Origin of the sequence: Flavobacterium zepuense (assembly GCF_007097145.1) — a bacterium.
Taxonomy (GTDB): Bacteria; Bacteroidota; Bacteroidia; order Flavobacteriales; family Flavobacteriaceae; genus Flavobacterium; species Flavobacterium zepuense.
Window position 1 is genome coordinate 200,177 of the sequence record NZ_VJVZ01000005.1, and the last position, 24,900, is coordinate 225,076.

The 24,900-nt window shown below is 42.1% G+C and carries 15 protein-coding genes; 4 read left to right on the plus strand and 11 right to left on the minus strand.

Annotated features, from left to right (window positions below; translation table 11 throughout):
• Positions 1 to 43: 43 nt before the first annotated feature.
• The 3 genes from FMM05_RS09680 to FMM05_RS09690 form a co-directional block, all read right to left on the minus strand.
• Positions 44 to 1,069, minus strand: coding sequence for a glycoside hydrolase family 43 protein (locus FMM05_RS09680; protein WP_143373165.1), 1,026 nt, complete (start codon positions 1,067 to 1,069; stop codon positions 44 to 46).
• A 64-nt stretch (positions 1,070 to 1,133) separates the two neighbouring features.
• Positions 1,134 to 2,663 carry a RagB/SusD family nutrient uptake outer membrane protein gene (locus FMM05_RS09685; protein ID WP_143373166.1) on the minus strand — a complete coding sequence of 510 codons (1,530 nt, stop codon included), beginning with the start codon at positions 2,661 to 2,663 and terminating at the stop codon, positions 1,134 to 1,136.
• 18 nt (positions 2,664 to 2,681) lie between these two features.
• Positions 2,682 to 5,705 (minus strand): SusC/RagA family TonB-linked outer membrane protein, encoded by a 3,024-nt coding sequence (locus FMM05_RS09690; RefSeq protein ID WP_143373167.1) that lies wholly within the window; start codon positions 5,703 to 5,705, stop codon positions 2,682 to 2,684.
• Between the two features lie 363 nt (positions 5,706 to 6,068).
• Here FMM05_RS09690 and FMM05_RS09695 point away from each other — a divergent pair, with 363 nt between their 5' ends.
• On the plus strand, positions 6,069 to 10,028 hold the full coding sequence (locus FMM05_RS09695; protein ID WP_143373168.1) for a hybrid sensor histidine kinase/response regulator transcription factor: 3,960 nt from the start codon (positions 6,069 to 6,071) through the stop codon (positions 10,026 to 10,028).
• 5 nt (positions 10,029 to 10,033) lie between these two features.
• Here the strand turns inward: FMM05_RS09695 and FMM05_RS09700 are convergent, their stop codons facing one another.
• The 3 genes from FMM05_RS09700 to FMM05_RS09710 form a co-directional block, all read right to left on the minus strand.
• Positions 10,034 to 12,112, minus strand: a complete 2,079-nt coding sequence (locus FMM05_RS09700) for a beta-galactosidase (protein ID WP_221932261.1) — start codon at positions 12,110 to 12,112, stop codon at positions 10,034 to 10,036.
• A gap of 173 nt (positions 12,113 to 12,285) precedes the next feature.
• Positions 12,286 to 13,338 carry a phytase gene (locus FMM05_RS09705; protein WP_143373169.1) on the minus strand — a complete coding sequence of 351 codons (1,053 nt, stop codon included), beginning with the start codon at positions 13,336 to 13,338 and terminating at the stop codon, positions 12,286 to 12,288.
• Positions 13,339 to 13,404: 66 nt separating this feature from the next.
• Positions 13,405 to 16,221 (minus strand): TonB-dependent receptor, encoded by a 2,817-nt coding sequence (locus tag FMM05_RS09710; RefSeq protein WP_143373293.1) that lies wholly within the window; start codon positions 16,219 to 16,221, stop codon positions 13,405 to 13,407.
• A gap of 363 nt (positions 16,222 to 16,584) precedes the next feature.
• On the opposite strand from FMM05_RS09710, the gene FMM05_RS09715 reads away from it, so the two are divergent.
• Entirely contained in the window at positions 16,585 to 18,042 is a 1,458-nt protein-coding gene (locus tag FMM05_RS09715) for a glycosyltransferase (protein ID WP_143373170.1), read from the plus strand.
• A 91-nt stretch (positions 18,043 to 18,133) separates the two neighbouring features.
• Here the strand turns inward: FMM05_RS09715 and FMM05_RS09720 are convergent, their stop codons facing one another.
• Positions 18,134 to 18,697, minus strand: a complete 564-nt coding sequence (locus FMM05_RS09720; RefSeq protein WP_143373171.1) for a DUF4256 domain-containing protein — start codon at positions 18,695 to 18,697, stop codon at positions 18,134 to 18,136.
• Positions 18,698 to 18,810: 113 nt separating this feature from the next.
• Here FMM05_RS09720 and FMM05_RS09725 point away from each other — a divergent pair, with 113 nt between their 5' ends.
• Positions 18,811 to 19,809 carry a glycoside hydrolase family 43 protein gene (locus tag FMM05_RS09725; protein WP_143373172.1) on the plus strand — a complete coding sequence of 333 codons (999 nt, stop codon included), beginning with the start codon at positions 18,811 to 18,813 and terminating at the stop codon, positions 19,807 to 19,809.
• 14 nt (positions 19,810 to 19,823) lie between these two features.
• On the opposite strand, the gene FMM05_RS09730 is transcribed toward FMM05_RS09725, so the two are convergent.
• From FMM05_RS09730 to FMM05_RS09745, 4 genes are all read right to left on the minus strand, one after another.
• Positions 19,824 to 22,304, minus strand: a complete 2,481-nt coding sequence (locus FMM05_RS09730; protein WP_143373173.1) for a DUF5686 and carboxypeptidase regulatory-like domain-containing protein — start codon at positions 22,302 to 22,304, stop codon at positions 19,824 to 19,826.
• On the minus strand, positions 22,304 to 22,726 hold the full coding sequence (gene aroQ, locus FMM05_RS09735) for a type II 3-dehydroquinate dehydratase (protein WP_143373174.1): 423 nt from the start codon (positions 22,724 to 22,726) through the stop codon (positions 22,304 to 22,306). The genes FMM05_RS09730 and aroQ overlap by 1 nt, the downstream gene beginning before the upstream one ends.
• Before the next feature lie 137 nt (positions 22,727 to 22,863).
• The gene (locus FMM05_RS09740; RefSeq protein ID WP_143373175.1) at positions 22,864 to 23,409 is read right to left on the minus strand and encodes a porin family protein; all 546 of its coding nucleotides are present in this window, start codon (positions 23,407 to 23,409) and stop codon (positions 22,864 to 22,866) included.
• A 29-nt stretch (positions 23,410 to 23,438) separates the two neighbouring features.
• Positions 23,439 to 23,969: a porin family protein gene (locus tag FMM05_RS09745; RefSeq protein ID WP_143373176.1), complete on the minus strand. Its 531-nt coding sequence runs from the start codon at positions 23,967 to 23,969 to the stop codon at positions 23,439 to 23,441.
• Between the two features lie 275 nt (positions 23,970 to 24,244).
• On the opposite strand from FMM05_RS09745, the gene FMM05_RS09750 reads away from it, so the two are divergent.
• Positions 24,245 to 24,895, plus strand: coding sequence for an outer membrane beta-barrel protein (locus FMM05_RS09750; protein WP_143373177.1), 651 nt, complete (start codon positions 24,245 to 24,247; stop codon positions 24,893 to 24,895).
• Positions 24,896 to 24,900 lie beyond the last annotated feature (5 nt).

The following is a 24,900-nucleotide window of genomic DNA, read 5'->3' on the forward strand; positions in this document are numbered from 1 at the left end:
ATTATTAAACAAACTTCTTTTTATTGGGGTAATCTTCTTCTTTCTATTTTTCTATTCCGAATTTTTTAACCAGTGCATCATATTCTTTGCCGGATATGGTAGTCATGCACCCGTGCCTAACGTGCTGTGGAAAGCTGTACTTATCCCAGTCGCTAAAAAATGTGTATCCTGAAGCCTGGTACCACGGGCCGTTTAAATTATCTGCTATAGATAACCCGTACGATACTCCCGGATATTGCTCATAATACATATACCATGCTTTATTATCGGGCGAGGGTATAAGGGTAGGGGCTTCCCTAAAGTTAGGGCTTATAGATTCGGCCGGTAATGAGTAAGGGCCTGTTAGCGATGGCGCTTTGGCTATCCTTACGGTTTTTCCTGTTGTCCAGTACAAAGTAGGGTAGGACTCATCTTTTAGTATAGCATAATAGCTGTCGCCCACTTTCCTGATGCTTACATCTATGGTGCCAAAATTCCAGTCGAACAACTTTTTAGGTGTGCCCTCAAAGGTTTTAAGGTCTTTGCTAAGTACATATAAAGTACGCTGACTTGCCCAGTAACGCTCACCATCATCTTTAGTACCGTCCAGATGGGGGGTATGCCACGTCATGATAAATTTACCCGACGGTGCATCATAATACAATTTTGGGGCTCCTATGCGCTGCATGGCTTCAGAGTAGCCCGGTGTAGATTTAAGGTTTGGCGTGTAAACGCTGTGTTTTTTCCAGCTTATTAAATCGGCAGATACCCATATATTGATATCGGGCGATGAATCGCTTGTATTCCCGGCAATGTAGTAGTTGCCGTCCGGGCCTTTAACAATATCAGGGTGGCCCTGATACTCTTCGTTAACGCGCTTTTTGCCGTTAAGCGGGTACCAGTGCAAACCATCGGTACTAACCGAATAATACAGCCTGCCATAATCTTCGTGCGTCATGTGGGCAAAAAGGTAGGCCTGGTTTACAGGGGTTTCTCCCTTTTTTACCTGACCGGGAGGATTGGGCTGCTGCGCGAAAGCACCACTGCATGCAAAAAATAAAATGGCTGCCTTAAATAGAGATCGTACCATGTTTATGTATTTTGAAAATATTCCTGTAGCAGTTTTTACAAACCGCTACAGGAACTATTATTAATTAATAACCGGGATTTTGTACTAAGTTAGGGTTGTTCTCTACCTCGCTTAGCGGTATAGGTAAGCGGAGGCTTTTACCCACAACAAAGTTGTTAAAATCAGGGTCTCTTGCTATGATCTCGTCAACACCGGCCTGGGTTTCCAGGTCGCCCCAACGTTTAAGGTCTAACCAGCGAACACTTTCGCCGCAAAGTTCAAGTACCCTTTCGTTTTTTAACTGCCTTAAGAACAGTGTAGGGTTACTGCCAATTTCCGGGTGTGCTGTGGCAAGCGGCTGCATATTAGCCCTTTCTCTTACAATATCTACATACTGGTAGGCATCGGTAGTCATACCCAGCTGGTTAAGCGCTTCTGCATACATTAGCAGGATATCTGCATAACGTATAAGCCTGTAATTAACCTGGCTGTAGTAATCTTCGTTATTACGGTAGTAATCTCTTGCCCCTTTACGGAACCACGCTTCATTATCATTCCACTCCCATTGCCTGTTGTAGGTAAGGTCGCCAAAATCGGCCTGAAGGTCAGGATAGAACAATGTGTGGCGTAGCCTTTCATCCAGTCCGCCATCGGCATTAGGCTCCTGTTTAAAGAAGTCTACCAGCCAAAAACGCGCCTGCCCGTCTGACCATCCAATACCACGGGGTGCAAAAAACTGTGCCCTTGTGTTAGATACGGCTGCATTAGCGCCTTCATCTGTACCGCCTAAACGCTGGTTACCAAACTGGATCTCAAAAACCGACTCTGCGTTGTTTTCGTTAACATCGGTAAAGTTGTCTTTGTAGTTAGCTACAAGGCTGTAGGTAGCACCGGGCCCGCTTATAATATAATCAAAAGCGGTTTTTGCCTGCTCCCATTTGCGCTGCTGCATGTATAATTTACCCAGCATAGCTTTTGCTGCACCTTTTGTAGGCCTGCCGGTATTGTTAGCATCCCACGATGCAGGAAGCGCATCAAAGGCCTCGTTAAGATCGGTCTCTACCTGAGCAAAAACCTGTTCTTTTGTGCTTTGCAGTGGCAGGTCACTTGGTTCTGAAGGTTCTAAGATTATCGGAATGTTTTCCCATAATTCTGCTGCATAAAAATAATGCAACGCTCTTAGGAACTTAGCCTCGGCTAAAATAGACTGCTTGCGTGCATCATCCGTAAACTCAATTTCCGGTACATTTGACAGTACCTGGTTACAACGGAATATCGCTTTGTAGGTGTCTCTCCATGTTACGCCGTTACCTTCCCAAAAGTTGTAGTTTACATAGTTAAAACGGGTCCAGTCGGCCAGTTCTATCCATGGGCTCACGCTGTAGCCTTCATCAGAGGTAAGGTCCATGCGGAAATACATCCACCTTGACCATAGCCCATCTTTATAAAACATAGCATAGATGGAGTTTACACCTAATTCGGCATCGTTTGGTGTTTTCCAATACTGGTCTACCGTAAGTGCGTTAGGATTATCAATATTCAGTTCTTCTTCGTTGCAGGAATAAAATGCAAGGAGCGAACATAAAAGGGTACTGTATAGTATGATTTTTTTCATCGTTACTTTTATTTAATTTTAGAAACCAAATTCTACTCCTACAGAGAAGGTGCGAACGTTAGGGAATGATCCAAAATCTACACCTCTCTCAAATATGTTGTTGTTAACAAATTCAGGATCAAGGCCACCGTATTTAGTTATGGTGATGATGTTTTGCGCAGAGAAGCTTAAACGAGCCCTGTCAAAACCTATTTGTTCAATTAACTTTTTAGGGAAGTTGTAGCCAACGCCCACATATTTAAGCCTTACAAAGTCTCCTTTTTCTATAAAGCGGTCCGTATCGCCACGATTACTCAACGAAGTACCGTTAAAAGCCCTTGGAGTGCTGGTGTTAGGGTTTTCCGGAGTCCATGGCTGTACGCCTGCGCGGTAGTTGTGGTCGCCGTTTATTACGTCAACAATACTGCTGTAACCGTTGTAAACATCTGCCCCAAAAGAGCCAATCCAGTTCATAGAGAAATCAAAATCTTTATAGGTAAAGCCTGCATTAAAGCCCATCTCGAAATCCGGCCACGGATTACCTGCTATGTTCTTATCCTCATTTGTTATCTCTCCGTCATCGTTAAGGTCTTTGTAACGAATGTCTCCCGGAAGTGCATCCGGCTGTATTTGCTGCCCTTGTGAGTTTACGTGTGCGGCAACTTCGGCTTCATTCTGAAAGATACCATCCGTTCTTAGTACATACCACATACCCACCGGCTGGCCGGCACGTGTAACGGTATTGCCCGAGAAGCTCTCGTTAAGGCCGTTACCAAGGCTTACAAGCTTGTTTCTTAACGATGTAAAGTTGATACCTGCGTTGTAGCTAAAATCGTCGCCTATTTTATCGTTATATGCTATGTTAAGCTCAAAACCTTTGTTTTGTACAGTAGCCGCGTTAGATATTGGGTTACCGCCATCATTACCGGTACTCATTAAGATAGGGAAGCCAAAAAGTACATCTTCGGTTTTGGCGATAAAGTAATCGGCTGTAATGGCAAGCCTGTTTTCATACATGGCAAGGTCAAAACCAAAGTTGGTTTGCTTAAGTGTTTCCCATTTAAGCTGTGAGTTAGCAAGCCTTACCTGCGTTGCTGCAGGCGATACATTTTGATCGTTGCCAAATACAGCGCCACCAAAGGTGTTAATAAACGCCATATACTCGTACTGGCCTATGTTACCGCTACCAAGCTCTCCGTAACTTACACGTAGTTTTAAGTCGTTTATTTTATCTGATTTAAAGAATGACTCATTGCTTATTCTCCATCCTGCCGAAACCGATGGGAAGCTGGCCCATTTATTAGCATCGCTAAACCTTGACGAACCGTCGCGGCGTATTACTGCGTTTAAAAGGTAACGGTTATCATAATTGTACTCTAACCTGCCTAAGTAAGATAGTAGTAACGATTCGTTTTTAAAACCACCTACCTGCGGGTTATCTCCAAGGTCAAGCACTGTAAAATAGCTGCCTGTGTTAGGGTTTATAAGCAGGTTCCTTTTCTGGCCGTTTTGCTGCTCATACGTATCTTTCTGGTATGTGGTACCTGCAAGTAACGTAATGTTGTGCTTGCCAAAATCCTGAGTAAAGGTAAGGGTGTTCTCAAATAATTTTGTTTGAGACTGTGCCCTGTTCTGGTTGGTAAGCGAAGGATCTATAGGCTGGTTAAGTGTCCAGTTACCCACTTTACGCAAGTATACAAAATGGTCAAAGCTGCTTTCGTAACCAAAGTTAAAACGGTATTTTAAGGCTTTCCACGGTTGTAATTCTGCCCAAAAGTTACCCCTTATCCTAAAATTCTCTATTTTTTGGTCAATAAGGTTAGCAATAGCCACCGGGTTTGCCGCAAATGTATTTGCTACACCCTGCTCACCATAACCATAGCCACCCGGGTTACGGTCGTCGCGTACAGGTATTGTAGGGTACATTCTTATGGCATCAATAAAAGGGTTACCCCTCATCGCCTCCGGCCCACCGGTTTCGTTTGCCTTAGAGTTGCTTAAGGCAAGGTTTTCGCCTACACTAAAAATACCTTTTTTGCCGCTTGAGTTAACACGGAACGATATCCTGTCAAAATCGGTGTCTATAACTGTACCTTCATTACCAAAGTAGTTAGCCGACATAAAGAAGCTTGAATTATCGCCACCGCCACTAAAGCTAACATTCTGGTCCTGTATCATACCGGTACGGAAAACTTCGTCCTGCCAGTCGGTATTTACATCCATATTAAAGTTTTGCCTTTCCATGCCTGCATTATCATAAGACATGTTGGTAATTGCAACAAACTCATCCCTGCCTGCAAGGTTGTAGGTAGGTACATTGGTTATGCTTAATTTAGAGCTTGCCTCTATTTTAAGCGGGCCTTTTTTACCTTTTTTAGTGGTAATGATAATTACCCCATTTGCAGCACGCGAACCATAGATGGCCGCCGCAGCCGCATCTTTAAGGATCTGTATGGTTTCGATATCATTAGGGTTAAAATCGCGGTTTGCCGTGGTAATGTTACCATCTATAACATAAAGCGGGTTAGAGTTTTGCAGGTTTTTAAGTCCGCGTATCTCAATTTTAGCTTCCTGTCCCGGCTGTCCGCCACCACGAACGCTCACGCCGGTTGCAAGGCCCTGTAAGCTCTCTGCTACAGTTGTGGTTTGCCTTTTTTGTATCTGGCTGGCATCTACAATAGAGATTGAACTCGTTAAGTCCTTCTTTTTTTGCGTACCATAACCTACTACGATAACCTCTTCCAACTGTGCTACATCTTCGGCTAAGGTTATGTTGATTGTTGTTTGGCCATTAACAGCGATTTCCTGTGCCTGAAAACCAATGCTGCTAAAAACCAGGGTTGCATTAGAGGCAGCACTAATGGCATAATTACCATCCATATCTGCCGATACACCTGTTGGGGTTCCTTTTACAATGACATTTACAAAAGGAATGGGTTTCCCATCCGGTGAAGTTACAATACCCGAGATCTGGACATCCTGCGCACTTACAAATTGTGCACAAAGGAGTGCCAGGAATACGAGGCATTTTGTGTTAAAAACAAATTTTACGATAGTTCTCATAGAATTCCATTTAAAAATTGTACTTGTTAGGGTTAGTTGAAACGATTTGGCGAAATAATTACTTTAAATTTCATGTTTCATTTATTTATTAGCGGTTTTGGTGCTTTCTTAAATTGCTAATACAACAATATAAAGTGTAATTTTTTGCAACATCTAAAATTAACGTGAAAAATTTCTGTAACTATATCGTTTTCAAAAGTAGATTAATTTCATCGCAGGTACTTATATGTAAATGTTTCAATTTTTGTTCAAAACGTGTCAAATGTTAATTTTTATTAATGTAATTTTTATTGTGAGAAGATTTGTTGAAAAATGACACGCTATGAATACCCGCGAAAACGTTTACTTACCGTATTTTGCAGTATGAAAAAACTTTGCCTTTATCTGTTCTTTTTTGTGTTTACTGCTACCGCAATAGGGCAGGAATACTCTTTTAAACACCTCCAGGTGGAAGACGGATTATCGCATAATTCGGTTATATGTATGCTACAGGACAGTAAAGGCTTTTTATGGTTTGGAACCAAAGATGGCCTTAACCGATACGATGGTTATAGCTTTAAAACGTTTCAGCATAACGATAAAGATGCTAAAAGCATCGGCAGTAATTTTATACGGTGCCTTTATGAGTATAACGATTATTTGTGGGTAGGTACAGAGACAGGCCTTTTTAGGTATGACGAGAAAACCGAATCGTTCTCTTTAATAGAGGCTACCCGCAACCTGCCCATAATGGATGTAGAGAGCAACATAAACGGCAGCCTTTGGTTTGTAGCAGCGGGCGGCCTGTATAAACTTGATGGCAACAGTGTAACCACAAGGCCGGAAAAATACAGCCAGTTTTACGCCAATTTTGTAACCCATAATAAAAAAGGGGAGGTGTTTGCGGCATCGGGCGCTGAACTGTTTAAGTATGTGCCGGAAAATAACTCCTTTCAAAAACTGCATATTAATTTTCCGGGGCAGGCATCTCATGCTATTATAACCACCATTGCAGCCAATGGCAATAACTCGCTTTTAATAGGCACTAATAGCCACGGGGCTTTTACATATAATTTTGCCAACCAGCAGGTACTATCTATTTTTCCGGACAAAGAGAATCCGCTCTTCATCCGCGAATTTTTAGTAAAGGGCGATGAGCTTTGGATAGGAAGTGAATCGGGTATTTTTATTTATGATACAAAAAGCCGCACCTATAAAAATTTCAAGAAAAATTATAACGACCCATATTCATTATCCGATAATGCCGTATACGGCCTGGTATTGGATAAAGAGGAAGGCGTGTGGATAGGCACTTACTTTGGCGGGGTTAATTACTACCCCAAGCCGTATACGCCCATTAACCGTTATTTTCCTAAGGTGGGCGAAAACTCTATAAGTGGTAATGCCGTTAGAGAAATTAAAAAAGATAATTACGGCAACTTATGGATAGGTACCGAAGATGCAGGCCTTAACAAACTGAACCTTACAACAGGGCAGTTTCAAAATTATTCGGTTGAGGGTGGTGGCTTATCGCATTATAATATTCATGGGCTTTTAACACGTGGTAACGAATTATGGATAGGCACTTTTGAGCACGGCCTGGATGTGATGGATATACCCACCGGGAAAGTGATCAGGCACTATAGCACCAGCCAGGGTAGGGGGCTTAAGAGCGATTTTATTTTTTACATCTATCAAACTAAGGCAAAGGATATTTATGTGCTAACCTCTAACGGTATTTATGAGTACCAGCCGGAAACCGATTTTTTTAAGCAGGCAGAGGGCTTTCCGGAAACCTACCATTACACCTATTTAATAGAAGACCATAACGGTGCTTTGTGGGCAGGTACCTATTGGGATGGCTTATACTATTACAACCCCAAAACCAAAAAGAAAAGCTTTTACCGCTATGAGCGTAACGATGCCAAAAGTTTAAGCAGCAACGTTATTAACGGTATTTTTGAAGACAGCAGCCACCGCCTGTGGGTTACTACAGAAAACGGGTTGAACCTGTTTAACCCGGCGACTAAAAATTTTAAGCATTATACCAAAGCCGATGGCCTGCCCAGTAACGTTACCTATTCCATTTTAGAAGATGCACACAAACAATTATGGATAAGCAGCTCTAACGGGCTCATAAAATTTGACCCTAAAACTAAAGATCTTAAAGTGTTTTCTAAGTCTAATGGGCTGTTAACCGGACAGTTTAATTACTGTTCGGCTTTTCAGGATACCAATGGCGAAATGTATTTTGGCAGTGTGCGGGGGCTCATTAATTTTAATCCCGGCACGTTTACTAAGAACACATTTAGCCCGCCATTGTATATTACCGATATTTTTATCAATAATGAAGATGTCCCGGTGGGCAAAGAAGACTCGCCACTGCAAAAGTCGATTATCTTTTCTGATGCCATAACGCTAACCGATAAGCAGTCTACCTTTAAGCTTGAGTTTGCCTCGCTTAGTTTTACCTCTACCGAGATGACCCAGTACTGGTACAAAATTGAGGGGCTTAATGATAACTGGGTGGCGCTGGGCAAAAACCACGAGGTTAATTTTACCGAACTGCCTGCGGGCGATTATGTTTTTAAGGTAAAATCGCTTAACAGCTATAGTGTGTGGAACAAGGAGTATGGCGTGCTGGATATTACCGTACTACCACCTTTTTATGCCAGCAAAGTGGCGTATGCCGTGTATTTTATATTGCTGGTGGTTATGGGGTATTATGCGTTGCGTTATTACCACAGGTATACCCGTAATAAAAATAACCTTAAGATACGCCAGTTAGAGAACGAAAAAGAACGTGAAATATACCAGGCAAAAATTGAGTTCTTTACCAATATTGCCCACGAGATACGCACTCCGCTAACGCTCATTAACAGTCCGCTGGAAAAACTGCTGAAGCAAAAATACAAATCGCCCGATATCCCTAAAAACCTGGGTATCATGGAAAAAAATACCACGCGGCTGCTTAACCTGGTTAATGAACTGCTGGATTTCCGTAAGGCCGAAATGAAGCACATGAAGCTGAGCTTTGTACAGGTAAACGTGAGCGATATTTTAGAGGAAACCTATGAGCGTTTTAGCCAGCTGATACAGGATAAGAATTTAAACTTTGAGCTCACGAACGTTACCCATAATTTACTGGCTTTTGTAGATGAAGAAGCGTTTAGAAAGGTGTTGAGCAACCTGTTTAGCAATGCCATTAAGTACTCTAAAAAGAATGTACAGGTATTGCTGCGTTATGATGGCGACTATTTTGAGGTCATTATTAAAAACGATGGCCAGCTTATACCGCCGCAATTAAGGAAACGAATTTTTGAGCCGTTCTTCCGCCTCCCGTCTGATGCGCAAAGTACAGGTACAGGCATAGGGCTGTCATTGGCACATTCACTTATTGAGTTGCACAACGGCTCGCTGCATGTAGATGAGAACGAAACCAAGATGAACGCCTTCGTGCTTAAACTGCCCATCCATCAAAGTGAGGAGTTTACTGCCATAAGGGGTTCGCAAAGCAGTACATTTGTACCAACAGAAAATGTTACCGTTAAGTTTGAAAAGCAGGCACCGGTAATTTTAATAGCCGAGGATAACAAAGAACTGGCCGATTTTATCTATTCCGAACTATCAGAAAGTTATAACATCATCCTTACCAAAAATGGCGACGAGGCCTGGAAGATGCTTAATAAGCACGAGGTACAGCTGGTTATAAGCGATGTTATGATGCCGGTTAAAAACGGTATAGAGCTGTGTAGGGAGATCAAAAAGACCGAAAAGACCAGTCACATCCCTGTTATCTTATTAACGGCTAAAAGCGCGCTTAATGCCAAGATAGAGGGGCTTGAATCAGGGGCGGATGCCTACATAACAAAACCGTTCTCTATAGATTACCTGTTAGTGCAGATATTTAACCTTATAGAGAACCGCAAGAACATACTGGGGCATTTTTCGAGCTCGCCACTTGCACATTTAAAGTCGCTGGCCACCTCTAATACCGATAAGACATTCCTCTCAAAACTGGATAAGGCTGTAGAAGATAACCTTAAAGACCCGGAGCTGAGCGTAGATAAACTGGCCGATTACCTTAACATGAGCCGATCTACCTTATATAGAAACATTAAGGAAATATCGCACCTTTCGCCAAACGAGCTTATTAACCTTAGCCGCCTTAAAAAGGCTGCCCAGCTTATTAAAACTACCAACATGAAAATTTATGAGGTGGCCGAGATGGTAGGGTATAAGTCGCAAACCAGTTTTGGGCGCAACTTCCATAAGCATTTTGGTATGACCCCTACCGAGTTTGAAAAAAGTAACCTGGTAGAGGAAGACCAAAAGGCAGAGTAAGGTTACTATAGCTCTTCGATTATTTCAAAACCCCATGCTGGTAAATTTATCTGGCTTTGCGCCTCAATTTTAGTGTTGTTAAGTAATGACATGCCTTTTTTATGAGGGTAGGCAAACGTTTTGGCCTCCGCCGAATAATTAAAGTAATAACGGATGGTTTTGCCGTTACGGTTAACCCCTGATTTTGCAATAAGCGGAAACTTCAGCTCCTGGTCTTTACCCCAAAGGCTGGCATCTTTTACCACGGTTTGCAGTATCTTATCGTTAAGCGCATCGTTAGTGCCAAAGCCCACATAAGTAGCCAGGCCTTTGCCGTATTTATTTTGGGTAACTGCGGCATATTTTCCCCATGCAGGGTGGTCGTACCATGCCAGTACTTTAGCTGTGGTTGGTGTTATAAGTTCCATCCATTTTTCGGCTTTATTGTTTTCTGCACCCACCTTAAACGGGTCGCCTTTAAGGGGTATCTGCACAGGTACGGTAAATTCGCTATAGGTAATTCCGCAGGCTTCATTAATGATACCGGGCTGTATGGTGTTCCTCACTTTATTATTTTCATCGGCAAAACCGCTTTTAAAGGTGTACAGCACGTGGCCGCCATTCTTTACAAAAGCATTAAGGCGTTGCAACAAAGCATCAGGCGCTGCATAAAGTGCAGGCACTACTATAAGCTTGTATTTCTCTATATCGGTGCTTGAGGGGTCTATAAAATCAACGCCAACATTCATGTTATATAGGGCATCATACATTGGCCTTAAAATGGCATTATAATTACCCGGCCCAAAAGAATTGTAGGCCGTTAAAGCCTCATTGCTGAAAAGAATGGCAACATCATTTTTCTTTTTAAGGTCTACCAGTTTAGCGCCCAGCTTTTTAAAATCGGCGCCAATGGTTTTGGCTTCCATATACGTTACATTAGGCTCAAAGTCATGGCTTAGTAAGCCTTTCCAGTAGGTTTCGGCAGAGTTGTGTATTGAGTGCCAGTGCCAGTAGGAAACCATATCGGCTCCTGATGCGAGGTGGCTGAAAGCCTGCAGGCGCAGCTGCCCCGGATACGGAACCCACTCTGCAAAGCCCTGTGCTTCGGTTTCTATAACCAGGTAATTTTGCCCGTTTTTCATAGAGCGGGTAACATCACCGCCAAACGATATTTCGGCACCCGTTAGCTTATCCTGAGAGGGGTGGTAAATATCAACACCGGCAACATCCAGCACTTTAGCAACAGCAAAATGGTCTACCTCGGTTTGTATGCCATACGAGTAGCCTTTCCAGTCAAAATCAAAATTTTGGGTAATAAACTGTTCCGGTTTTTTGTATTCGCGAACAATTTTTGCCTGCCAGCCAAGAAACTCGGTAACCAGCGAGCGCTGAAATTTAGCAAACTCGGCATTTAAGCTGGCATTAATACTACCGTTAACTGATGGGAAATCCTCCCAAATATTAATACGGTTACTCCAGTAATCTAAACCAAATACTTTATTAAGCTCATCCAGCGACGGATATTTTTGTTTCATATAGGCCACAAACTGCGCCTGTACATTAGGGCCGCTGGTTTGGTACGGCTTGGTTTCGTTATCTACCTGGTAGCCTATAATGGCAGGGTGGCCTTTAATGTGCTCCATCATTTTGCGTATCATTTTTTCGGCGGCAGCCCTAAAATGTACGTTGGTAATATCCATATTTTGGCGCGGGCCGTACTGGTTTTGCCCCCTTGGCGTTATGGCCAGTACATCGGGGTGTTTTTTTACCAGCCAGGTAGGCACGGCATAGGTTGGGATACCTATCATAACACTTATACCGGCTTTGTGCATGGCATTTAAAACACGGTCTATGTGGCTAAAATCAAAAACGCCCTCCTGCGGTTCCATCGTGCTCCAGGTAGATTCGGCAATGCGTACGATGTTAATACCTGCATCCTGCATCATTTTTATATCCTTATCCAATCGGTCATACGGCATGTATTCATCATAATAGGCCACACCATACAAAAGCTTGTCTTTTGGTACCTGAGCAAATACATTAAAAGGATTTGATATAATTGTAAAAAATACACTTATAAAAAAGGCAAAATTTTTTTGAGCCATGAGAAATTTAATTTTTGCTAAAATAGCAATAAATGACTGTAGGATGCAAGCAAAAACGGAATAAATATAACGATATAGTAATTTAACCTTAAATGATAAATCCTGATGTGATATAAACAAAAAGTCCGTTTTACAGCATGTAAAACGGACTTTTAATTGGTATTAGAAAAGTATTATTTTTTACCGGCATCTATAAGTGCCTGTAGCGTATTCCATTCATAAAAATGAAAGGTCATGCCATTGCTCATGGCAACAAACATCCCCTTATTAAATACACCGCCAAGGTTTACTTTGGTAACATCGGCACCATCGCACTCAATGGTAGATGTAGGTATCTCGGCTAAAAGCGGATAATCGTCAGGGTTGCCGTTTGCGCCTTCGCGCGGGTATACCATAAAGGTGTTGGCCTGCTGGTTAGATACCAATATGTAACCGGTACTGTTGGTTGATTTATAAATAGCGATGCCCTCATTGTCCTGCTTAAAGCCTGTAGTGCCAAAAAAGGCAAGCTCTGTATCATTTTTAGCAGCCGGGTCGGCCATGTATTTGCGTATGCCTGCACCTTCATCGCAATAGTAAATAAAGCCCAGTTCGTTATCTACTGCAATGGCTTCAATTTCCTTTTTACCGCTAAAGTTGCCAAATTTTCGCACTACCGTAGCAGCAACAGTACCATTACCTGAATCTGATAATTGGTACTGCCATAAATAGGTACCCGATGGCCCTGTTTTACGGCCTACAACAACAAAAATAGCCTTATCCTGCGGGCGGGTATATAACGAAACGCCCATTGGGTCGCGCTGTAGTTCGCCTTCAAAAACGGCAATACCGCCATTATCAATTGGTTCCAGGTCCGGAAGGCTAAAGATCCTTATTTTATTGGTTTCCCTTTCGGTAGTAACCGCGATGTCAATTTTTTTTCCATTAAGGATAAGCCCGTATGCTAAATCTACGTTATTAGGCCTTTTAAGCGTGATCGATTTTTTGATGATCTTCCCGCTTAGGTCGTACATAAAAATGCCGCCATCGCTATCCTTATCGGTACCTATCACAAGGCTTTTGGTAGCGTCTGCGGGGTTTATCCAGATAGCGGGGTCATCGGTATCGTGTGGGGTAGGCTGGGTTACCACAGCAGGCTTAATGGCATCGGGCCGTATTGCCGCCAGGTGAGAGCCACAGCTCGCTGCTGCTATCGCAGCACTACAAATTATAAGTGTTTTACGCATTGTATGTATATTGATTTAGCCCTTGCAGATTGTACAACCATGCAAGGGCTAAATTACTATTAAAAATTATAAGTCGAATTTTAGCCCCAGGTTAAACCTTGCCTGGTAGTACTCTAACTGCATTACCCTTGATGATACTCCCTGGTAATAACGCAACGGCTGATTGGTAAGGTTTTTAGCTTCGGCAAAAACACGCAGGTTCTTGGTAATTTTGTAGGATGCATTTATGTCAAGGAAAAATTGCTTGTCGTAATAAGCATCATTAAAATCATCCGATCCCAGTTCGTCTAAATAATCAGAGGCAAAGTTTGCCGATGCCCTTGCAGAAAAGCGGCTGTTTTCCCAGGATAACGACCCGTTAAACATATGCGGGGCAGTACCCGGCAGTTTTACGTCTTTTCTTTCGTTACCATCTTCATCGGCTATACCTTTTGCTTTAGAGTCGGTGTACGTATAGTTGGCATATACACCAAAGTTTTTAAGGAAACCCGGAAGGAAATCAAGCTGGCGCTGAAAAGCTACTTCAAAACCGTAAACATCTACATTATCGCCGTTTCTTGACTGGATGAACGTCCACTCCTCTCCAACCGGAACGGGGTTAGACTGGCCCGGAAAATCGGCAGCGAAATCGGCAGCAGAGTACTGGTTGTTGCTGTAGGTATAGATGAAATCTTTAAGGTTTTTGTAGAAGAAACCACCCGATACAAGGCCAACCGACTCAAAATAATTCTCGGCCATAAAATCAAAGTTGTACGAGTAGGTAGCATCAAGGTTAGGGTTACCCGCAGAAATTTCTGAATCGGATGCCACATTATTGATGTATGGTGCAAGGGCATAATAGTTAGGCCTTGCCAGTGCCGTGGTAAAGGCGGCGCGCAATATAAAATCGTTAGTAGCGGCATATTTAAACGACAGGTTAGGCAATACGTTAGTGTACGAGTTGGTAGTGTTAATCTGTCCTTCAAGCTCTTCTTCATCCAACACACGGTTACCGGTATAATCTATATGGGTACTTTCTACACGGGCGCCCAGTATCATAGATAGTTTTGTGCTAAGATCCTGGTCCCAACGCACGTAACCTGCATAAATATTTTCTTTAGCCTTGTAATTAACGGCCAAAAATTCTGATGGATCCAGCTCGCCTTCGTATAAAGACGTATCGTTAAGGTTAAGCCCGCCAAGGTAAGCCGCCGAAGCAAACGTACCGGCCACATACTGGCTGCCCGGATTAAAGCCATTACCGCCATAATAGGTAGTAGGTACATCGGCCAGGGTAACATCATTAAGGGGAGAGTAGGAGTAGAAGGTATTGTTTCGTTCTTTGTCTTTCAGCCTCAGGCGAAGACCCGTTCTTAAACGGCCTTTTTGCCCATCGATAACCGAGAACGGGAAACGGATGTTTACCCTTGCTCCAAATTCATTCTCTTTAGTATCATCGGTGCTTTGTGTAAGTTCTGATAACCCGAAAGCGGTAAGGTCTTCGCCGGTGGTGGTTACAAACGGTTTTCTTGGGTTAAGAATGTTCTGGGTCATTTCCAGCTCTTCCTGTTCAAATTCAATATAACGCTCGTTAGGCTTGTATTCGCTTGCTGTAGCATAGTTAGCCGACCAGTCTAAGTCCAGCTTAGAGCTTAATAAATGCTCACCGTGTATGGCATAGTTTTGCACCTTTTGCTCCTCCAGCCTCCTGTTTTTGCCACGGTTGCTGTCTATACCGCCTTTGTTTTCACGCTTTACATTACCGGTAAAGCCGGTTATGGTTTGCTCATCGGCGCCATATATGGGCTCCATATCATCATAGGTAAGGGCAAAACGGTTTTCGCGGTCGTCCCTCCAGTTGTATATCGCGTTAAAATAAATGGTATTATTGTCGTTAAACTTATAGTCGGTAGCAAAAGCAATACTCCTCCTTATACGCTGTACGTTGTAGTAGCGAATTGCCTGCTGCTCTACATAGGTGTTGCCAAAATCGTCCTGTACCCACGTAGCCTCAATGTTATCCGACCCATAGTCGTTATTGTTATATGAACCGCTTAACACCACGCCCAACTTGTTATTTAGGTAACGGTTACCGTAAACAAGGCCTGCGGTGTAAATAGCTTTATCCCTTATAGGGCCGTAACCGCCTGCAAGCGTAGCCGATATCCTTTCGCCGTTTGGTGTGGCACGGGTAATAAGGTTTACCGATCCTCCAATTGCATCGGCATCCATATCGGGCGTTAGGGTTTTGTTTACCTCTATAGTAGCGATCATGTCAGATGGAATAAGGTCCATCTGTACGTTACGGTTATCGCCTTCTGCCGACGGGATCCTGTCGCCGTTAAGGGTAACCGAGTTAAGTGATGGCGCTAACCCGCGGATGATAATGTTACGTGCTTCGCCCTGGTCGTTTTGCATGGTAATGCCGGGAACGCGTTTAAGCGCATCACCTATATTAGCATCGGGAAAACGGCCCACCTGGTCGCTGGATATTACATTGGTAATATTGCTGTTGCTTTTTTGCTGGTTAAGGGCCCTTGCCTGGCCTTTAATCATATCTCCGGTAATAACCACTTCCTGCAAATTTTGGGTGTTACTGCCTAAAACCACGTTTGCAAGGGTGTTTTTACCTTCTTCTACCACCACATCCTGGGTGTGGGTAGTGTATCCTAAGTACAATACCTGAAGCTGGTATGAACCTGCCGGTACGTTTAAAAATTCGTAATCGCCTATTTGGTTAGATACCGTATACCTGTTACCGGAATTTACCAATTGCACCGTGGCGCCGGGTAACGATACTTTATCCTGGGCATCGATAATTTTACCGGATATTACACCGTTATTTTGCGCAAAGCCAAGTGCAGAAAATGTGAGGGTTAGGATTAAAAAAAGTAATTTTTTCATCATGAATTTGTGAGTTGTTAATTCGTGCGAAATTATTACCGGCGTATAAAGAAGATGTTACCACCGCGTTACATGTTGATTTTGTTTTAAGATTTATTTTGTAAATCCTTAACATATTGGTAATGATGGGTGGTGGCTTTTATAAACTGTGTATATACTGCCTTAATTACCGGGGATTTGGGGAAAGTGTAGAAATTTTTCTACACTTTTCTACACTTTTAGATTGTAAGTTAAAGTTGTAAGTTGCTGATTTTTAGTGTTTTTTAGTTTACGGTATGGTGGTTGTTTGTTTGTGATTGCACACTTGTGTTTTCTTGTGTGTATAATTTTTCGAGCCAAAATAAACAATACAAGCGCTGGATCATGAAAATAGATACCTTTACTTCAAACAGATTGTACCTTACCGAAAGGGAAACAATTACCCCGAGACAAACAATTGCTAAAAAAGGCCCTGTTACACCTAAGGAAACTGACGATAAAAATGAAAGTGCGATGGAAAAAGACGGCGTATACTTGCCGGGCCTTTTTACCATTATAGCTACATTCCTTTTATTGCTTGGTTCGGCTTATTTAGTCTACGAGCTACAGGATGAGTTTGAGCAGCTTCACGCCGAGCGTATGGCATCAACCTGGGGTTTTATACTTATAGTTGTTACCACGGCACTACTGGCTGTAAAAGGGAGCTTCTTTTTATACAACCTTTATTTATACGTAAAATACAAACCGGTTAAATCAGTATCTGATGAAGAACTGCCTACGCTAACCGTGATTGTACCGGCTTACAATGAGGGTAAACTGGTGTATGACACCCTTATTAGCCTTACCAACAGCAATTATCCTGAAAGCAAACTGCAAATACTATCTATAGATGATGGTAGTAAAGATGATACCTGGAACTGGATGCAAAGGGCTAAAGCCGAATTAGGCGACAGGTTATCTATTTACCAGCAGCCTGAAAACAAAGGGAAACGCCACGCGCTTTACCGCGGCTTTAACCTTGGCTCAGGCGAAGTTTTTGTAACAGTAGACAGCGACTCTATAGTAAAAAACAACACGCTTAGAAATTTGGTTAGCCCACTGGTAACTAATGAGAACTGCGGAGCCGTTGCCGGTAATGTAAGGGTGCTTAACAACAAAAACAGCATCATTGCTAAAATGCTTAACGTTAGTTTTGTACTGAGCTTTGAATTTGTGCGTTCGGCAGAGAGCAGTGTAGGATCGGTGCTTTGTACACCGGGCGCACTGGCAGCGTACCGCAGGTCGGCCGTATTTGCCTGCCTTCCTGAGTGGATCAACCAAACGTTTATGGGGCAACCGTCGGACATTGGTGAAGACCGCGCCATGACCAACATGATCATGAAGCAGGGCTACCACATTTTATTTCAGCGTAACGCTTATGTGCTTACAAACGTTCCTGAACAATACAAAGGCCTTTATAAAATGTTTATACGCTGGGGCAGGAGCAACGTGCGCGAAAACCTTATGATGTCTAAATTTGTATTTAAGAACTTTAGGGAAGAATCTAAAGTAGGGGCAAGGCTACTGTTCATCAACCAGTTCTTATCTATAGCATTAACTTATCCGTTCCTGCTGTTAATGGTGTTCTTAATCGTAAGCTACCCAATACTGTTCTTTAGCTCTACACTTTTCAGTATATTGATAATGTCCAGTTTTCCGGTATTCTTTTACGCTAAACGTTACAGCATTAAAGAAGCGTTTTATGCCTATTCATACAGCCTGCTTTACACCTTTGGCTTATTCTGGATAACCCCTTACGCCATCGCTACAGCAAGCAAAAGAGGCTGGTTAACAAGGGGATAATAATTTTAATATTCTGCAATGACCTACATAAATGAGAGAGGCCCAGCTAATTTTAGCCGGGCCTTTTTTTATATAATCTGCTATATATCTTTTATACTTTTAAACAACCTCTAAATGCCCTTGCAGCGTAGTATGATTGTGCGCCGTTGTGGTACACAAACACAGTATTGTAGCGATAATCGGCAAAAAGGGCACCACCAAGTTTTCTAATATTGGCGGGTGTTTTTATCCAGCTTGATGTTTTGGCATCAAAATGCCCCAGTGTTTGCAGGTGCCTGTATTGTTCTTCGTCTAAAATTTCAATACCCATGTCGGCAGCCATATCTAAGGCATTATTTTGGGGTTTGTGCTCCTTTCGGGCTTCCCAGGCATCACGGTCATAACAGGTACTGCGGCGGCCTTTAGGGGTTTCGGGCGCGCAATCGTAAAAAATATATTCGCCTGTAGCAGCATCAAAACCTACAACATCGGGCTCGCCGCCGGTTGCTTCCATCTCTTCCAGCGACCACAATTTATCCGGATCCGCTTCCAACTTTGCCTGAATCTTATCCCAGTCCAAACCCTTATGGCGGTTGGTGTTTTTCTCAAAACGGGCTTTCAAGATTTTGAGTAGTTCTGTATGCTGTTCCGGTGTTAATTGCTTTTTACTGCTCATACTTTTAAATTTCACTATGTAAAGTTAGAATTATTAGCCGAAAATAAAAATCGTTATAGTTGGCATGCAACTGTAATTTAGTATTTTTATGAAATGTAACAACTACACTTAATATGAAAAATTCATTAGTTACCTTATCAGCCCTGTTGCTGTTTTCGTTTACCGTTACCGCCCAAAAGAAGGCAAGGGAAATTAAGAAGGACGTTCCGTTAGATTCCATCGTGCTTAGCGACCCTTTTATATTGGCCGATGCCAATACAAAAATGTACTACATGACGGGCACGGGCGGCAGGCTGTGGAAGAGTAAGAACCTCAAACTTTGGGAAGGGCCTTATGATGTGGCTAAAACCGATGATGCTTCATGGATGGGCCCTAAGCCTATGATTTGGGCGGCGGAAATTCATAACTATAAGAACAAGTACTATTACTTTGCCACGTTTACCAATAAGGCGGTTATAATTGATACCGTTAACGGAAACGCTGTAGAGCGCCGGGCATCGCACGTGTTGGTTAGTGATAATCCCGACGGACCTTTTGTGCCCATGAAAGATGCCGCCTATCTGCCTGCCAATAAGCCTACGCTTGATGGTACCTTTTGGATTGATAAAGACGGGAAGCCGTACATGATATATTGCTACGAGTGGCTGCAGGCGGTTGACGGTACTATAGAGAAGATAGAGCTAAAACCCGACCTGAGTGGCACAACAGGCGAGGGGAAGCTGCTCTTTAAGGCCAGTGATTCGCCGTGGAGCCGCGAAAAAGATAAAAATAGTAAGGACGTACCCAACCGTGTAACCGATGGCCCCTACCTGTTTAAAACGGGCACCGGCCGCCTGGGCATGATATGGACAAGCTGGGTGTATGATGTGTACACGCAGGGAGTTGCTTACTCGCAAAGCGGTACGCTTGATGGGCCGTGGATTCAGGAAAAAGAGCCTATTACCCCACCCAACTACGGGCATGGTATGCTGTTTAAAACCTTGGACGGCAAATTGTTAATGGCACTGCACAGCCATAAGGATATTAAGGGCAAGTACCACCGCATTCCCCACTTTTTTGAGGTTGACATTACCGGTGACAAACTTGTTGTCGGCAAGGCTTTTGTGCCTTAACGCATACTGGAAAACTACTCTAAGATATCAAGGAAAGTCAATCCAAAGATTAAACCCTGACTGCGGAAACCACTTTCATACGATCGTACATAATCAATACGCAGGAACCTGAATTTACCCCAGCCTAAGTTATCAAGGCCCACGCTAAACTCCATATATGGGTTACGTTCCGGTATGGTTAACAGGTGATAGCCCGCCACAAGATGATAATCCAGCTCGTTTATAAGTGGAATGGTATTGGTAAGGTAGCCGTTAAAGTTGTGCTCTATATGGGCTTCAAAATACTTATCGTTAGTACTGTGCGTGTAATATGGCAACAGGTTAAACACGTTTAAATAGCGTTCTGATTTACCTACATACGTTTGGTTACCGTTAAAATGCCTGTAATCAGTAAACGCAATATTATCGCCTGAATCTAAAAAAGTACCCCCTCTAAAGCTCATGCCCAAGTTACCTTTATTGCCAATGGTAACATCATAGGTTACACGGGCCGAAAGATGGTCAAAATTATAATCGTCTATGCTCGATGCAAAGCCTTTTTCATACTTTAGGAATATCTTAGGGAACTTAGTTTCCTCAATAATAAACTTACCGTTTGGTCTTGTCTGGTATTTTTGCCCAAACATAAAACTCGTGGCTATAGATGCCTTAAACATATCGTGCTTTAAGAAAGCAGGTGTGGTATAATCATCCGGTGCCCACGGGTTGTTAGAAAGGTACGGATCGTATAGGTCTTTAAGCGTGGAAAAGTTAGTATTATTAAACAACGACCTTTTTTTAGTATACTCAAAAGTACCAAACAGGTATACGCCATTTACAGGCTCTTCCTGGTAGCTTAAGCGGGCAAACTGGTTGTCGTACAATTTCATGTAATTATCCTTAAAGAACAAACTGCTTATGGAGTTAACAATCCTGTTTATAGGGTTTTCGGGGTTAAACTGCTCTATGGTGCTACCTCCTGTAAAGGTTATAATTCGCTTACTAAAGTTGTTGAACTTTCGCGATATGGTACCCGTAGCCCTAAAGCGTTTTTCGGCAAAACCGTAGTTAAGGTCGGTACCAACGGTGGTGTAGGTAACCTTTTCCGGATCACGTTTTGTAAAGTAGATCGATGGTGCAAAAGCATACGCCTGTACGGTGTTAAAGCCCAGTTTTTTAATGATACCGGTGTAGCTCAGCGTCCAGTTCTCGTAGCTGTTGTTATAGTTATAACCAATAACGGGAGAGTAGAACGAAAATTTGTTATTCTTTTTATCAAGCGAATCTTTATAGGCTTTGGTATTGATAACAAGCTCTATACTGTCTTTTTTGGTGTAATCGTTGCGTTCTTCGGCAGTAAGAGGTATAGGGCGTTCCTGCCTCCAGTAGCTTATAGGTTTTTTATTTGCATCGGGCGCAAAATTCAACACTTCATTACTGAATGTCTTCCTATCAAAAGCCGGATTAAAATTGTAGTTGCTGTACACATACGAAAACCTGCCCGATAGCTCTGCCCCAAAAAGGCTGGCTTCAAAATCAAGGGTCTGCACGTTTTTAGACCATATTTTCTCGGTAGTATTGTACCCAAAGTTTTGCTGTATCAACAGGGTGTTAAGCAAATCCTGCTGTATTTTTTTTCCGCTTATAGAAAGGCTAAGGGCATACAGCTGCCACGAATTTTCTACAACATATATATAACCGTTAAAAGACGGTTCGCTATCGCGTTTTGCGGCGACCTTAATTTTATTGATGAGGTTTTTGTTTACATCATAAAAAGTACTCTCCAGTGTGTAGTTATAGTAGGTAAAGGCATTATCGGCTATGGGTGATACAGCGTTAACCTCAAACGGAATGTAGTTTTCGTAAAAGTCAAAATCGGCAGAAGCGGCGTTGTTAAAGCTGTAACCGTTATCGCTGCCGCTGGTAAGGGAGGCTACAATATGCTCGTTAAGCTTATCAGGCTTTTGTGATTTAATTTCAGATACGGTTTCCGAAAGGTACAATACCCCGCTACCTGATGGATCAATTACATTTTGCAGGTTCCGTACCTTAAACCATAAAAATTTGGTGGGTACATCTTTAATCCTGAACAAACCTTTAGAATAAAAATCAGCAGTATAGCTGGCGGTTTTGGCAGCATTGGCCTCACGGCTTTCAATAGCTTTTTTAATGATGTCGTTAGCGGGGTTGTTCTTGCCGGAAATTACCACTTCATCCAGCGAATAGCTTTCTTCCTGTAACGTAACGTTTAGTGTAAATGGAAACTTATTTACATCGGCAATAGCCTCAAAAGTCTTAAATCCTAACGACTGTACTATAATGGTGTACGTAGCCTTGGTTTTTACATTCAAATTATATTCTCCCTCAGCATTAGATGATGTGCCGTTGTAAGTGCCTGCTATAATAACAGAGGCATAGGGTACGGGTTTACCGTTAACATCGGTAACCTTACCGGTAACCTGGGCAAAGCCGGGCAGGCTTAATAGTAGTAACAGGACAACAGCAGCGTATTTCATTATTGATTGTATATAAAAGATTGTAGGGCTAATTCGTAGCTCTTTAGCCCGAAGCCTATAATAACACCTTCGGCAACAGGCGATATAAAGCTTTGGTGCCTGTACGTTTCGCGCGAAAAAGTATTAGATATGTGAACCTCTACCACAGGCGCAGGCACAGCCTTTACAGCATCGCCAATACCTATAGAGGTGTGGGTGTAAGCACCCGCATTTAGTATAATTCCATCCAGTTCATAACCTGCTTTTTGTATAACAGTAATAAGCTCACCTTCAATATTGCTTTGAAAATACGACAGCTTAATCCCAGGGAATTTTGATTGCAGTTCGGCAAAGTAATCTTCAAAAGTTCGTCCGCCATAAATTTCAGGTTCGCGCTTGCCTAAAAGGTTAAGGTTGGGGCCGTTTATAATAATAATGTTCATGTATGCATATTTTAAGTAAATGTAGCTATAAGGCGTAATCTATGTATGTGGTTTAATAATTAATTTAACATTTAAACCCATAAAAAAACCGGTATTACCTTAAAGGTAAACCGGTTTTTGATTTTTTATCAAAAATTTTAGAAAAAGTATCCTACTGAAAGCTGGAATACAGCGTTTTTAGCATCACTGGCATAGTCGTTGTCAGAAACCTTTGTTACGCCAATGTTGTAACGCGCCTGTGCAAATAAGCCGGCAATAATTTTTACCTCTGCACCACCCGATATGGCTATATCAGTGCTTTTAGCATCAATATCATCAGCATCATTTACAAGGAATGAGAATTGAGGGCCTGCTGTTAAACTAAGTGTATTTGGCAAAATGTAAAATTTAGCAAGGATAGGCACAGACACATAATCAAGGTTAATATCTTCAGCTCCATCTAAAACATTGTCATACTTTGCACCCTGAGATGAAAAAATACCTTCTGCCTGAACAGAGAACATCGGTACAATGTTAAGTTCTAACACAGCACCTGCATGAAAGTTAGTGATGTTTTCACTATCAATGTCGCCACCATTAAATTTAGAGAAGTTGGCCCCGGCTTTGATACCAAAGTTAATTCCCTGAGCCTGCATGGCAAAGCTGCCTGCAACCATTGCTACTAATAAAAGGATCTTTTTCATTTTTATAAAGTTTAAGTTGGTTTACGTAATTAAAATATAAAGCCTAACGATACCTGTACCGTTGTGTTTTTCAGGTCGGCATTCTCTGCTACCTCTTTTGTGCCTGCATAATAGCGGGCCTGTGCAAAAAGGCCATCTGTAATAAAAAATTCAAGTCCGGCGGCTACACCAAAATCAAACGTGTTACTGTTAAAGCTTTTAAAATTGTCCGATTCGCTAAGCAGCATTCCAAATTGCGGGCCTGCCTGTATATTAAAACCATCGGTGAGGTAAAGCTTAGCCACCACAGGAACCGAAAAATAATTTAGCTTAACATCGTCATCGCTGCCTTTAAGCTTCGCCCCTTGTACAGAGTATAAAAGTTCCGGCTGAACGCTAAAAATATCCACTACATGTATCTCATACAGTAAGCCTGCATGAAAGCTGGTAAGAACGTTAAAGTTACTATCACCATCTCCTGTAAGGTTGGCAAAGTTAACTCCTCCTTTAATGCCCCAGGACTGTGCGTTAGCACCATAGCAGCCCAGGGTAAGTGCTGCTGCAAGTAATAATTTCTTCATGTGTTTGTTTTGGTTAGGGGTAAAATTAAAGAAAAGTAGTATTAATATGATAAAATTTAATTCCACTTTAACCTTTAAAGGTTTTAATTATTGATTTTCAAACACTTGCAAAGGTGAAATTTGTGTTAATAATTATTGTGTCGCTGTGAAAAGCACCATTAAAAATACTATAACGATATAGTATTTTTAATCCTGATAAGAAAAATTGTAATAATTGGTACAATTAATGATAAAGCAATTGTAAGACAAATAATCACAAACAAAAATCAAAAAACATGAAAAGACTTTTATTTTCTGTAGTTGCTTTGCTGGCACTGTCTTTTGCACATGCACAGGAAGAAACACCAACCGGAAGCGGTTTTAAAGCCGGCGATGTATTAATTACAGGCAGTGCGGGTTTTGGCACCAGTAAAACGGGTGAAGCAAAAACCACCACCTTTAATTTTACACCAAGGGTGGGCTATTTTGTAAATAACAATATTGCCATTGGGGTCGCGCTTGGCTACAGTTCCCAAAAAGATGAAGGTACAGGATATTATTATGATCCTTACGGTAATGAATATTACGGTTTTGAGCAAAAACGCACATCGTTTGATGTGGGCGCTTTCGGGAGGTATTACTTTACCCCCGCAAACAAGTTTTCAATTTTTGGGCAATTAGGCGCATCCTACCAGTTTTCTAAGTATGAATATGCAGTAGACTACGGTGCAGAGGAAAAAACCAACGGTTTTGTAGTTGCTGTAGCTCCCGGTATTAATTATTTTATATCAAGCCATTTTGCATTAGAGGCTACTTTTGGTATCCTTAGTTATACTACCTCTAAGCCTGACTATGATGCTGTTTATGCCGATGAAACATCTACAAATTCGTTTGATTTTGGGTTGAATTTTAGTAACATTAACTTTGGCTTAGTTTATAAATTTTAATAATC

Excerpts from the sequence above, each read along its gene's own strand:
- FMM05_RS09680 (WP_143373165.1), bottom strand. The coding sequence starts at position 1,069 with ATGGTACGATCTCTATTTAAGGCAGCCATTTTATTTTTTGCATGCAGT.
- FMM05_RS09685 (WP_143373166.1), bottom strand. The coding sequence starts at position 2,663 with ATGAAAAAAATCATACTATACAGTACCCTTTTATGTTCGCTCCTTGCA.
- FMM05_RS09690 (WP_143373167.1), bottom strand. The coding sequence starts at position 5,705 with ATGAGAACTATCGTAAAATTTGTTTTTAACACAAAATGCCTCGTATTC.
- FMM05_RS09695 (WP_143373168.1), top strand. The coding sequence starts at position 6,069 with ATGAAAAAACTTTGCCTTTATCTGTTCTTTTTTGTGTTTACTGCTACC.
- FMM05_RS09700 (WP_221932261.1), bottom strand. The coding sequence starts at position 12,112 with ATGGCTCAAAAAAATTTTGCCTTTTTTATAAGTGTATTTTTTACAATT.
- FMM05_RS09705 (WP_143373169.1), bottom strand. The coding sequence starts at position 13,338 with ATGCGTAAAACACTTATAATTTGTAGTGCTGCGATAGCAGCAGCGAGC.
- FMM05_RS09710 (WP_143373293.1), bottom strand. The coding sequence starts at position 16,221 with ATGAAAAAATTACTTTTTTTAATCCTAACCCTCACATTTTCTGCACTT.
- FMM05_RS09715 (WP_143373170.1), top strand. The coding sequence starts at position 16,585 with ATGAAAATAGATACCTTTACTTCAAACAGATTGTACCTTACCGAAAGG.
- FMM05_RS09720 (WP_143373171.1), bottom strand. The coding sequence starts at position 18,697 with ATGAGCAGTAAAAAGCAATTAACACCGGAACAGCATACAGAACTACTC.
- FMM05_RS09725 (WP_143373172.1), top strand. The coding sequence starts at position 18,811 with ATGAAAAATTCATTAGTTACCTTATCAGCCCTGTTGCTGTTTTCGTTT.
- FMM05_RS09730 (WP_143373173.1), bottom strand. The coding sequence starts at position 22,304 with ATGAAATACGCTGCTGTTGTCCTGTTACTACTATTAAGCCTGCCCGGC.
- aroQ (WP_143373174.1), bottom strand. The coding sequence starts at position 22,726 with ATGAACATTATTATTATAAACGGCCCCAACCTTAACCTTTTAGGCAAG.
- FMM05_RS09740 (WP_143373175.1), bottom strand. The coding sequence starts at position 23,409 with ATGAAAAAGATCCTTTTATTAGTAGCAATGGTTGCAGGCAGCTTTGCC.
- FMM05_RS09745 (WP_143373176.1), bottom strand. The coding sequence starts at position 23,969 with ATGAAGAAATTATTACTTGCAGCAGCACTTACCCTGGGCTGCTATGGT.
- FMM05_RS09750 (WP_143373177.1), top strand. The coding sequence starts at position 24,245 with ATGAAAAGACTTTTATTTTCTGTAGTTGCTTTGCTGGCACTGTCTTTT.